We start from the raw sequence: 12,268 nt of genomic DNA, 5'->3' as shown, positions 1-12,268 counted from the left end.
TCGTTTTCCACAATTGTTAGAATGTGGGAAATTCTCTTTTTGTGGATAATTATTAAACATAGTCCTCATCTTTGATATCATCTTTAATAAATCTGGCTCCCTTTTGAAGCAGTGAATCCAATAAACCCATAGGTTTTTTAGGCTTCTCTGCCAGGGGGGCTACCTCAGGAGATTTAGCTCTGCTTATAGTCTCCTCCAGCATTTCTGCCTTTTGAATTCCCTTGATCAGCAATCCGATACCGGTTGCATACATTGGGCTTTTCAGCTCATCGTAAACATTCTTAGGCAAAACATCATTTTTTGCAAGATGCTCATTCGGATATCCAACGCGTGCATCCAGTCCGGTTACAAATTCAACCAGCTGAGGCAAATGCTTCAATTGCGCACCGCCTCCGGTTATCACAATACCTGCTATCAGCTTTTTCTCAAAGCCCGAAGATTTAATCTCATAATAAACGTGTTCGATAATCTCTTCCATTCTGGCCTGAATCACATAAGCCAGATTCTTAACTGAGATCTCTTTCGGTTCTCTGCCCCGAAGACCCGGAACACAGATAATTTCATTTTCTTTATTCTCTTCAGCAAGTGCCGAGCCAAAACGTGTCTTCAGTAGTTCAGCCTGATTACGCATCACTGAACATCCCTCACGGATATCTTCTGTTACACTATTACCTCCGAACGGGATCACTGCAGTATGCCTGATAATTCCTTCATGAAAAATAGCCAGATCGGTTGTACCGCCACCAATATCAACAAGCACAACTCCGGCTTCCTTTTCTTCTTCACTCAATACAGATTCAGAAGATGCTAATGGTTCAAGAATCAATTCCTGGGTTTCAAGTCCGGCATTACCCACACATTTCAAAATGTTCTTCACTGCACTAACATGTCCTGAAATAATATGAAAATTTGCCTCAAGACGCACCCCTGCCATACCGATAGGATCTTTTACACCCGGCTCATTATCAACAGTGAACTCCTGCGGTAATACATGAATGATCTCCTCTCCCGGTGGCATAAGAAGCTTGTACATATCTTCGATAAGCTTATCGATATCCTTGCGCTGAATCTCAGTATTCAATTCCTTACGGGTAAGAATACCACGGTGCTGCAAACTTTTGATGTGCTGCCCGGCAATCCCAACATTTACTACCTTTACATCCACATTTGACTGTGCACTGGCTTCTTCAACGGCAAGCATAATCGCCTGAACTGTCTTTTGAATATTTGAAACCACTCCACGGGTTACACCTGCAGATTCGGCCTTACCGATACCCAAGATCTCGATCTTGCCGTGTTCACTCCTGCGCCCAACGGTTACGCAAATCTTCGTAGTACCGATATCTAGTCCGACAACTATTGGTGAATTTTTTGCTGAGGCTGAGTTAATTTGATCCATATGATTAGCATTAATTTTTTGTTACTTCTTTAATTTCTGTTTGTGTACTGTCTGCAGAAGCTGAAACATTTCCGGACTTCAGCTGTGTTGAATCAGTCACATTTTTTTCACAAACAATCTGATTGGCATATTTCAGATTAATTGTTTTATAGGTATCCCATCCCATCTTGGGGATTGCTTTCTTATAAAAGAAAAACAGATTTCTGAACTTGGTTTGCAATGAATCGGCATCACCCAGAATGATTTTATGATCACCTACTCTGGGTACCATTTCAATATCTCCATTCAGATCAACAAACAGCTGTTCGATCTGACTATCCCAAAGTGTATCTGCTTTGATAAATAATGCAGCCCGGTAAAGGTCCTTCATCAGTTTTGATTGCAGAGTATCAACCTTACCTGTAAAATCCTCGTCAATGAATCCATTAACTACCAGCACCTTTGCAGTATAATTATCTGAAACCGGCATTTTCAGCCCTTTACCATCCACATAAAAATGAAGGTTAGCCATATTAATAACCCTTAATACCGGCTCACGCTGTCTGATCTGAACATGGACAATGCCATCCATATCGGCATACACCTTAGCATATTCGATAAATGGATTAGCTTTTAATCTGTTCTCCAGTTTATGAATATTAATCTCATGCAGACCCTTACCAACCAAAATCCCCCCGCTTTCCAGAAGAATCCGGTCAATTTCATCCCGTTCTACAAAATTATAGCGCCCCGGAAGAATGACCTTTACATCCCTGCACTTCAGCTTATCCTTTTTAATTTCTATAAAACTCATTAACATGACGAGGCCACTCAGGCTCACAAGCCAGAGAAAACCATATAAAATCGCCTTCCAGTTAATTCGTTTAAGCATTCTCCAATATTTCTTTCAAAGGTTGAACAAGTGTATCAATATCACCTGCACCAACGGTTAATAATAATTCAGGCTTATTTGCTTTTACATAATCCAAAGCCTCATGTTTAGACAGGATTCGCTTTGAGGCATTATTTACTTTATCCAGAATCATCGCAGAACTCACGCCCTCTATAGGCAATTCCCTTGCAGGATAAATATCAAGCATGATCAAATCATCTACCATACTTAAGACCTCAGAAAAGCCCGGAGCAAAATCCCTGGTTCTGGTAAATAAATGTGGCTGAAAAATAGCCGTCAGCTTTTTGTCAGGATAAAGACTTTTTACTGCCTGAATACAAGCCCTCAATTCTTCAGGATGATGTGCATAATCATCAATATAAATATGTCCGGCACTTTTCAGGATATATTCAAAACGCCGTTTAACTCCAAGGAAACCTGCCAGAGCCTTTTTGATCTTTTCAGGATCAATTCCCAGATGCAAAGCAACCTCTATTGCAGATACGGCATTTTCAATATTGTGAAGCCCCGGAAGTCCGAGTTGAATATTCTCTATCTCTGTATTCCAATTTTTAAAATCAAACCAGAAGCTTCCATCCTTTATTCGCACATTAAAAGCCTGAATATCAGCCATCACAGTAGCCGAATAGGTTTTGCCTCCCTGAAGATCAAGCCCTTTGCGGTAAATAAGTCTTCCGCCAGGTTTAAGCTGTGAGCTGAATTGCTTGAATGACTCAACCAGATGCATTTTATCTCCATAAATATCCAGGTGATCGGCATCCATTGAAGTAACAATGGCAATATCAGGATGAAGAGTTAGAAATGAACGGTCAAATTCATCAGCCTCAACCACCATCGTGTTATTTTGTCCAAAGAGGACATTTGAGTTGTAATTGCTGGCAATGCCTCCAAGAAATGCAGAACAATCATACCCGCTGTCTTTCAATACATGAGCAATGATTGAAGAGGTGGTGGTTTTGCCATGAGTTCCGGCTACCGCAATGGTATACATGCCCTTACTGATAATCCCTAATACCTCTGAGCGCTTTTTCAGGGTATAAGAACGATTTCTGAAATAATTCAGAATCGCTGAATCTTTAGGAATAGCAGGAGTATAAATTATCAGGGTATGAAGATCATTCTCCTGAAAACTTACCGGAATATTATCTACCTCATCATGAAAAACTACAGGAATACCCTCATTAATCAATCTTTCAGTAAGCTGTGTGCAGGTTTTATCATAACCACAAACCACACAACCACGCTTTTTAAAATAACGCGCAAGTCCGCTCATTCCAATCCCGCCGATTCCTACCAGATAAACTCTTTCTATATTTTCCAGCTCCATAATATTCTATTTTGCCAATTTTAATACTTCCCTTGCAATGATCTCATCTGCGTCAGGCAATTCCATCCTGCTGATATTCTCAGATAATTCTTCGCATTTATTTTTATTATCCAGCAACAGCAATGCAACATCAACCAGCTCAGCTTCGGCCATTGCATCACTTACCATCATGGCTGCATTATTCTTAACCAATGCCATTGCGTTTTTAGTTTGATGATCTTCAGCCACATTTGGGGATGGAACCAGAATTACCGGCTTCTTCACAGCACACAATTCTGCAATTGTTCCTGCCCCCGCTCTGGAGATTACCAGATCAGCAGCAGCATAAGCCAGATCCATCCGATGTAAAAATTCGAGCACCTTAATATTTGAAAGATCTTTACCCTTCAACTGCTCAGTTATTGAATTGTAATAATATTTCCCAGTCTGCCAAATCAGCTGCACATCCGCCGCCCTGATCTTTTCAAGTCCGCCAAGCATACTTTTGTTCAGCGTTCCCGAACCCAAACTTCCGCCTGTTACCAGAATAGTTTTCTTTAACGGCGAAAGACTCAGTAATTCAGCTGCTGCAAAACGTTTATTTTCAATATCTACTACTTCCTTCCTGATTGGATTGCCTGTCAGCATGATCTTATCTTTTGGAAAGAACTTCTCCATCCCCTCAAAGGCTACACAAATAACCGAGGCTCCTTTACCCAGCCATTTATTGGTTATTCCGGCAAAGGAATTCTGCTCCTGAATAAGATAAGGTATATTCATTTGTGAAGCTGCATACAATAGCGGACCGGAAGCATAGCCCCCAACACCAACCGCTGCATCAGGTTTAAAATCTTTGATGATTTCTCTTGCTTTCAGCACAGACTTCAGCAGCTTTACCGGAAGCATCACATTTTTCAACAATGAACTTCGCTGAAAGCCCTGAATATCGAGCCCAATAATTTTATATCCGGCAGCTGGCACTTTTTCCATTTCCATGCGGCCGTTCGCACCAACAAAAAGAATTTCCGTATCGGGGGCGATTTTTTTGAGTGCATTCGCAATAGCCACAGCAGGGAAAATATGCCCTCCTGTACCGCCTCCACTTATGATCACTCTTTTTGCCATGCCTTTTATTCTAATAATTACATTGCCGGGATTTCTCCAACGATAACTTTATCCTGCTCCTTTTGTTTTTTCTCATCAATATCCCGGCTTACACTCAGAATAATTCCGAATGCCACACTGGTAAATAAAATTGATGTGCCACCCATACTCACCAATGGCAGCGGAACCCCTGTAACCGGACCAAGCCCCACGGCTACCGCCATATTTGCAAATGCCTGTATCGTAAGACTGAAACTCAGTCCTGCTGCCAGCAGTGCACCAAAGGCCTTGGGGCTCTGAGTTACAATCAATACGCATCGATACAGAAAAACCAGATATAACAATACCAGTCCGACACCACCCACAGTTCCATATTCCTCTATAATCAATGCGAATACAAAGTCAGAATATGGGTGAGGCAGGTAATTACGCTGCGTGCTGTTTCCCGGACCTTTACCAAAGACACCACCGGTTGCGATTGCGATCTTCGACTGATTAGCCTGAAATGCTTTATCAGGATCTGCCTTTTCGGGATGCATAAATGTTTCAATCCTCGACATATAGGTCTTACGTCGCGGGCCCAGCATCATAACCGCTCCAAGCAGTACTGCTCCTGCAAGACATACAATTGCAATTTGTTTAATACTGATTCGTCCGATAATCAGCAGCAGAATACTAACACCAAACAGCATCAGCGCAGTTGAAAGGTTTGCCAGTGCAATCAATACGAACACCACACAAACAGAACCCATTATCGGAACAAAGGCATTCTTCACATCCTTAATATTCTCCTGCTTTTTGGTCAGAGTTCTGGCCAGAAATGTAATCAGAGCCAGCTTAGCCAAATCCGATGTCTGGAATGTCTGATTAATAATAGGAATAGTTACCCACCTGCTGGCATCATTAACATTAGCTCCAAAAAGCAGGGTATAAAGAAGCAATGGAATAGTTATCACCATCAGCACTTTAGAAATACCTGCATAGTAGCGGTAATCAAGCAAGTGCGAAAAATACATCAGAGCAATACCCCCAACGATCATTACCAGATGTTTGATCAGAAACTGCTCAGAACCAACCCCTTTTTTATAAGCAAGCGTTCCGGTTGCGCTGTACACAGCAAGAAGCGACCATACCGAAAGTATGATTACAATCAGCCAGATCCAGCGGTCCCCTTTTGTTTTACTTATTAGTCTTTCCATTTATCTGTTATCAGTTAACTGTTGTCTGTTATCTGCTATCTGTTGTTAGAGTAAAGGATGCTGATTTGAAATTCAAAATTCATCGCCTTTGCCCCTTTATTTTTATTCTTTGTTCCAAACAATTGTCTGTCCAAAACATCAAAGCTCCATTACAGCCTTCTTAAACTGATTCCCTCTGTCTTCATAGTTCTTGAAAAGGTCAAAACTTGCACAGGCAGGGGATAATAAGACCGTATCACCTTTCTTTGCCAGATGATAAGCCAGTTGTACCGCCTCATTTGCCGAGAAAGTATTAACGATTACTTCAACATCATCTTCAAAAGCTTCATGAATACGTTTATTATCCTTCCCCAAACAAACGATAGCTTTAACCTTCGATTTCACCAGATCTTTAAGCATTCCATAATCATTGCCTTTATCTACTCCACCAAGGATAAGTACAACATCTCCGGGCATGCTTTCCAGAGCATACCAGGTAGAATTCACATTTGTTGCTTTTGAATCGTTAATAAAATCGATTCCTGAAATTTTGGCCACATGCTCCAGCCTGTGTTCAATATTGGTGAAACTACCCATACTATCGCGGATGGATTCATTTCTTAACTCAAGCACTTTAGCGACTATGCCCGAAGCCATAGAATTATAAATATTGTGCTTGCCCTGGAGTGCTAAATCTTTGATTGACATAGTAAGTGGTTCTTGGTTTTTCTGGTGAAGGTTGATTATGATTTGTTCTTTATCAAGGTATGCTCCCTTTTCGAGCTCTTTCTCAATGGAGAACGGATAAGCTTTTGCATTTACCTGATGTCTGAGTAGTCCCTTTTGGGTTTCTTCATCATCGGCGCAGTAGATAAACACATCATCTGCCTGCTGATTCTGTATGATCCTGAACTTGGAATCAGAATAGTTTTCCATTTTATAATCATACCTGTCGAGATGATCAGGAGTGATGTTCAGCAATACTGCGATATCAGCTTTAAACTGATACATATTATCCAGCATAAAGCTGCTTATCTCCAACACATAGAGATCATAATTTTCAAATGCTACCTGACGGGCGAAGCTCTTGCCTATATTCCCTCCCAGTCCAACCTTTAACCCTGCATTTTTCAGGATATGATAAGTTAGCATAGTTGTAGTTGATTTACCGTTCGATCCTGTGATACAGATCAACCTGGCATCTGTATAGCGTGCGGCAAACTCAATCTCAGAAAGGATAGGAATATGCTTTTCTTTCAGCTTTTTAATTATTGGAGCCTTATCAGGAATACCCGGACTTTTAACCACTTCAGATGCAGATAAAATACGGTCTTCTGTATGCCCGTTCTCTTCGAAAGGTATTCCGGCCTGCTCCAGATCCCTTTTGTAGTGATCGGCTATACCCCCAAAATCCGAGACGAACACATCAAAACCCTGCTTCTGTGCAAGCAATGCAGCACCTGCCCCGCTTTCACCGGCCCCAAGAACAACGATATATTTCTTCTCACCCATTATCTTAGCTTTAAAGTCACAATAGTTAATATGGCCAGTAAGATTCCCACGATCCAGAAACGCGTAACGATCTTAGCCTCATGGTACCCTTTTTTCTGATAGTGATGGTGCAATGGCGACATCAGGAAAATACGTCTGCCTTCACCGAATTTCCGTTTGGTATACTTAAAATAAGATACCTGCATGATGACCGAAAGATTCTCTACCAGAAATACTCCGCACAATACAGGGATCAATAATTCTTTACGGATCATGATCGCAAATGCCGCGATGATTCCCCCGATGGCCAGACTTCCTGTATCTCCCATAAATACCTGGGCAGGGAACGAATTATACCACAGGAAGCCAACACAAGCACCAACAAATGCTCCGGCGAAAATCACCAGCTCTCCGGAATAGGGGATATACATGATATTCAGATAATCCGCAAAAATGGTATTACCCGATACATAGGCTAAAATTGCCAGTGTAATCCCAATGATCGCGGAAGTTCCTGTAGCGAGCCCGTCGATACCATCCGTAAGATTGGCTCCATTCGATACAGCTGTAATAATCACAATTACAAACAGCAGGAACACCACCAGTGAATATTTTTCATACTCATCGCCAAATACAGTCAGAACTTTGGCATAATCGAACTCATTATCTTTATAGAACGGCACGTTGGTAATGGTTGATTTCAGATCCTGAGTATAGTAAAACTGATTACCACGCTGATGAACATCAAGCGGAGCCTTTACCTTTGCCGGCAGGGTTACCTGCTCTCTTACCACAATATCAGGATGGAAATACATAGTCCAGCCAATGATCAAAGCAAGGCCAACCTGCCCCATGATCTTAAAACGACCTGCCAGACCTTCTTTATCCTTTTTAAACACTTTGATATAGTCGTCAAGGAAACCTATTGCGCCCATCCATACTGTTGTAACCAGCATAAGGATGATGTAAATATTGTCAAGTCGGGCAAAAAGAAGTGTTGGTGCAAGAATACCCAACAGAATAATCAAACCGCCCATGGTAGGAGTTCCCTGCTTCTGCATCTGACCCTCAAGTCCAAGGTTTCTTACTGATTCACCAACCTGTCGTGCTCTCAGTATTCTGATCAGTCTGCTACCATAAACAGTGGTAAGCAACAGGGATAAGATCACCGCCATAGCAGTACGGAATGATATAAACTGGAACAATCCTGCTCCGGGAATATCATAGTGCTTATCAAGCCAGGTAAATAAGTAGTACAACATTAGCTTACCAGATTTAAAAATTCAGTTAATATCTCTTTATCATCAAAGGGCAGCTTTATACCGCCGATATCCTGATATTTTTCATGCCCTTTTCCTGCTACCAGAACGATATCACCGGGTTTAGCCAAATGACATGCTGTACGGATAGCTTCCTTCCTGTCTGTAATGGAAAGTGTTTTTTTCTTATTCTGAGGCATAACCCCCGCTTCCATATCTCGGATAATCTGTTCAGGAACTTCCGTTCTCGGATTATCAGATGTCAGAATTACTTTACTGCTCCAGTCGCATGCAACCTGAGCCATTACCGGGCGCTTGGCCTTATCCCGGTCGCCACCACATCCAAGCACTGTAATAACCTGTTCTGTACCTTTACGGATATCCTGAATAGTACTTAACACATTCTGAACCGCATCTGGTGTATGAGCATAATCCACAATACCGATAATTCCTGAAGGTGAAATGATATAGTCAAAACGACCTTCAGCACCACTCAAACGGCTCAGTGAGGTCAGCACCTTAGTACGATCCTGATCAAGCAGCATGGCCGTAGCATAAACTGCCAGAAGATTATAGGCATTAAAGCTGCCAACCATTTTAAACCAGACTTCCTCGCCCTCTACATTCAGCAATAATCCGCTGAAATGATTTTCGATAATCTTAGCCTTAAAATCAGCGATATTCTTAAGTCCGTAGCTCTTTTTATGCGCCCTGGTATTCTGCAGCATAACCATACCGTTTTTATCATCCATATTGGTCAGTGCAAAGGCCTTATTACCCAAACCATCAAAGAAGCTTTTTTTAGCTTTCAGGTAAGAATCAAAGGTCTTGTGGAAATCCAGATGATCATGAGTAAGATTCGTAAAAATGCCGCCGGCAAAATCCAGTCCTTCAATTCTTGCCTGGGCAACCGCATGCGAGCTTACTTCCATAAAGCAATAATCACATCCGCTGTCGGCCATTTCTGCCAGCAAACTATTAAGCGCTACTGGATCAGGAGTGGTATGTGTTGAAGGTATAATCACTTCATTGATCTGATTTTGTACGGTTGATAGCAATCCTGTTTTATACCCCAGATCCCTGAACAATTGGAACAGAAGTGTTGCAATTGTTGTTTTTCCGTTGGTTCCGGTTACCCCTACCAGCTTCAGCTTTTCAGATGGCCTGTCATAAAAGTTCGCTGCAGCAATACCCAGGGCTTTTGCCGCATTCTCAACCATGAAATAACTAATACCATCATGTAAATCCGCAGGGAATTCTTCGCATATAATTGCTGAAGCTCCCAGTTCAATTGCCTTTCCTATAAAAGCGTGTCCGTCAGATTCTGTGCCTCTGATGGCAAAAAACAATACGCCAGGCACTGCTTTGCGCGAGTCAAAACATAGCGCCGAAATCTCAGCATCAGTAGTTCCCACCACTTTCCTGAGCGAAACACCGTACAATATGTCTTTGAGTATCTTCATTATTCCAGTTCCAGTACTATCGGATAACCTTTTGCTACCCTTGTTCCTGCTTCTAAAGATTGTTTAATTACTTTACCGCTGCCGCGCACCATAGCCTTCAGACCTGAATTGCCAAGCACATACAGCGCATCCCTGAGCCCCATTCCGCTCACATCAGGCACTGTACCCTCAATGATCTTAACTTCTCTGTTTGCAACACCTTTATTGGTATCCAGACTTACATATTCAGAATTGGCAGCAAATAATGCCTTAATACCAAATGCTTTATAAACGCTTTGGGTAGCCTTTTTTTCACCGGCCTTAGCTGCAGGCATTTTTAAGCTTCCTGTAAACTTTTGTTCTTTCAACGGATCATACATATTCACATCGCTGGTATAAACGCGGTCGGCAATCTCACGAAACACCGGACCAGCAACGGAAGCTGCGTAATAGGTTCCTTTGCGTGGATTATTTACTACCACAATCAGTGAATACTTTGGATTATCAGCAGGGAAATAACCACAGAAAGAAGCCTGATACTTCTTATCCACCCTGTAACCTTTGTTTGCATCAGCAACCTGTGCAGTACCGGTTTTACCGGCAATTTTATATAGCGGAGAAGCCAATCCTTTACCTGTACCTTCTGTTACCACACCCTCCAGCAGAGCCTGCGCCTTCTTCAGAGTCTCATCAGAAACAATTTTTTCATTGATCACGCGGGCATTAAAACGCTCAACAGTATTTCCAAGGCGACGAATCTCACGAACAAAAATCGGAGCAATATATTTACCGTCATTGGCCACAGCATTATATAAAGCAAGCATTTGTAATGGTGTTACCTGCATCTCATATCCGTAAGCCATCTGAGGCAGCGACTGCTTCTTATTCCAGCTCCGGTTTTCAGGATTCTTGATCACCGGTTTACCTTCACCCGGAATCTGCAGATCTAATTTTTTGTTCAATCCCCATTCATACAGATGTTCAGAAAATTTACCCTGATCATTCTGATAAGCCTCATTAATCATTTTGGCAATTGCCACGTTCGACGATTCTTCAAATGCCCTTTTTACGGTAACCGTGCCTATGCCTCCATGAGAATCGCGAATGGTATGCCCCGGGATACGGTAAGTTCCGTCGCCGGTGGCCACCATGGTATTGGTATCTACCTTGTTATCTTCAAGTAAAGCCATATAAGAAGCCAGCTTGAAAGTAGAACCCGGATCCTGGCTGGCAGCAATGGCATAATTGAACTGTTCCTTGTACTCCCCTGCATTAACTTTGCTAAAATTGGCTATCGCACGGATTTCTCCGGTTGCAACTTCCATCAGGATTACACAACCATGATCAGCATCACTGGCAATCAGCTGCTTTCTCAGGGCCCTTTGAGCAACATCCTGCATATTAATATCAATCGTAGCAATAATATCAGCCCCTTCTTTCGGAGCAATTTCAATATCCTGATTTACAGGCATCCACACTCCTCCGGCAATTCGCTGCATTAATCTCTTACCACTCTCACCATCGATATATGAGCCATAAGCCCCTTCGAGACCCACAGGCTGCACGTTCTTATTTTTATACCCAATGGTACGCTGAGCCAGCGTTTGAAATGGCAAAATTCGCTTGTTCTGCTGAACAGAGATCAGTCCGCCTTTGTAACGCCCTAAATTAAAGATTGGAAACTTACGGATTTCCTTCAATTCCTGATGAGTCACATTCCGCTTCAAAAGCAGATAACGGGCACTGTCGCCACGGGCCTCACGCAACATACGTGAATATTGCTTTGTTGATTTATCCCCGAAATAGGATGATAATTTCGCGGCCAGAGAATCTACCTTCTCATAGAATACATCATCCTTTTCGATACCTCCGGCAAGCATATCCATGCGAACTTCATATTCAGGTACCGAAGTAGCAAGCAAGCTGCCATCCACAGAATAAATATTACCTCTTGCAGCCTCCACATTCGCAAAACGGGTAGAAAGGCTATCGGCCATATCCCGCCATTTCCCGCCTTCTACAAACTGTACATGAAACAATTTGAACAATACCGCAAAGGCCAAAAGTACAATCAGGCCAAAGGCGATGTACACTCGGAGCAATATGTCAGTTCTGATATTCAATGTATTGTCTGTAATCTGTTGTCTGTTATGTGTTGTCTGTGTCGGCCAGATGCCTAATATTGTTTAAATAAAGC

At 42.2% G+C, this 12,268-nt stretch carries 9 protein-coding genes; all 9 read right to left on the bottom strand.

Annotated elements, in window-relative coordinates:
- Positions 1 to 52: 52 nt before the first annotated feature.
- Positions 53 to 1,399 carry a cell division protein FtsA gene (gene ftsA, locus P2W72_RS04495; protein WP_276359711.1) on the bottom strand — a complete coding sequence of 449 codons (1,347 nt, stop codon included), beginning with the start codon at positions 1,397 to 1,399 and terminating at the stop codon, positions 53 to 55.
- A 10-nt stretch (positions 1,400 to 1,409) separates the two neighbouring features.
- A complete protein-coding gene (locus P2W72_RS04490) occupies positions 1,410 to 2,270 on the bottom strand; it encodes a cell division protein FtsQ (protein WP_276359710.1) in 861 nt (286 codons plus the stop codon).
- Entirely contained in the window at positions 2,263 to 3,618 is a 1,356-nt protein-coding gene (gene murC / locus P2W72_RS04485; protein WP_276359709.1) for a UDP-N-acetylmuramate--L-alanine ligase, read from the bottom strand. The genes P2W72_RS04490 and murC overlap by 8 nt, the downstream gene beginning before the upstream one ends.
- Positions 3,619 to 3,624: 6 nt before the next feature.
- Entirely contained in the window at positions 3,625 to 4,722 is a 1,098-nt protein-coding gene (murG, locus tag P2W72_RS04480; protein ID WP_276359708.1) for an undecaprenyldiphospho-muramoylpentapeptide beta-N-acetylglucosaminyltransferase, read from the bottom strand.
- A 17-nt stretch (positions 4,723 to 4,739) separates the two neighbouring features.
- A complete protein-coding gene (locus tag P2W72_RS04475; protein WP_276359707.1) occupies positions 4,740 to 5,900 on the bottom strand; it encodes an FtsW/RodA/SpoVE family cell cycle protein in 1,161 nt (386 codons plus the stop codon).
- A gap of 138 nt (positions 5,901 to 6,038) precedes the next feature.
- Positions 6,039 to 7,391, bottom strand: coding sequence for a UDP-N-acetylmuramoyl-L-alanine--D-glutamate ligase (gene murD, locus P2W72_RS04470; RefSeq protein ID WP_276359706.1), 1,353 nt, complete (start codon positions 7,389 to 7,391; stop codon positions 6,039 to 6,041).
- Positions 7,391 to 8,632 (bottom strand): phospho-N-acetylmuramoyl-pentapeptide-transferase, encoded by a 1,242-nt coding sequence (mraY, locus tag P2W72_RS04465; protein WP_276359705.1) that lies wholly within the window; start codon positions 8,630 to 8,632, stop codon positions 7,391 to 7,393. The genes murD and mraY overlap by 1 nt, the downstream gene beginning before the upstream one ends.
- A complete protein-coding gene (locus P2W72_RS04460) occupies positions 8,632 to 10,092 on the bottom strand; it encodes a UDP-N-acetylmuramoyl-L-alanyl-D-glutamate--2,6-diaminopimelate ligase (RefSeq protein WP_276359704.1) in 1,461 nt (486 codons plus the stop codon). The genes mraY and P2W72_RS04460 overlap by 1 nt, the downstream gene beginning before the upstream one ends.
- Positions 10,092 to 12,194 carry a penicillin-binding protein gene (locus P2W72_RS04455; protein WP_276359703.1) on the bottom strand — a complete coding sequence of 701 codons (2,103 nt, stop codon included), beginning with the start codon at positions 12,192 to 12,194 and terminating at the stop codon, positions 10,092 to 10,094. Before P2W72_RS04455 ends, P2W72_RS04460 begins: the two co-directional genes overlap by 1 nt.
- Between the last annotated feature and the right edge of the window lie 74 nt (positions 12,195 to 12,268).

This window comes from Daejeonella sp. H1SJ63 (assembly GCF_029360775.1).
GTDB lineage: Bacteria > Bacteroidota > Bacteroidia > Sphingobacteriales > Sphingobacteriaceae > Daejeonella.
The sequence above is the reverse complement of the archived record's forward strand: the minus strand, read 5'-3'. Positions and strand labels throughout refer to the sequence as shown.

What these genes read in the sequence shown, in the direction of transcription:
- ftsA (WP_276359711.1), bottom strand. Translation starts at nt 1,399, where the DNA reads ATGGATCAAATTAACTCAGCCTCAGCAAAAAATTCACCAATAGTTGTC.
- P2W72_RS04490 (WP_276359710.1), bottom strand. Translation starts at nt 2,270, where the DNA reads ATGCTTAAACGAATTAACTGGAAGGCGATTTTATATGGTTTTCTCTGG.
- murC (WP_276359709.1), bottom strand. Translation starts at nt 3,618, where the DNA reads ATGGAGCTGGAAAATATAGAAAGAGTTTATCTGGTAGGAATCGGCGGG.
- murG (WP_276359708.1), bottom strand. Translation starts at nt 4,722, where the DNA reads ATGGCAAAAAGAGTGATCATAAGTGGAGGCGGTACAGGAGGGCATATT.
- P2W72_RS04475 (WP_276359707.1), bottom strand. Translation starts at nt 5,900, where the DNA reads ATGGAAAGACTAATAAGTAAAACAAAAGGGGACCGCTGGATCTGGCTG.
- murD (WP_276359706.1), bottom strand. Translation starts at nt 7,391, where the DNA reads ATGGGTGAGAAGAAATATATCGTTGTTCTTGGGGCCGGTGAAAGCGGG.
- mraY (WP_276359705.1), bottom strand. Translation starts at nt 8,632, where the DNA reads ATGTTGTACTACTTATTTACCTGGCTTGATAAGCACTATGATATTCCC.
- P2W72_RS04460 (WP_276359704.1), bottom strand. Translation starts at nt 10,092, where the DNA reads ATGAAGATACTCAAAGACATATTGTACGGTGTTTCGCTCAGGAAAGTG.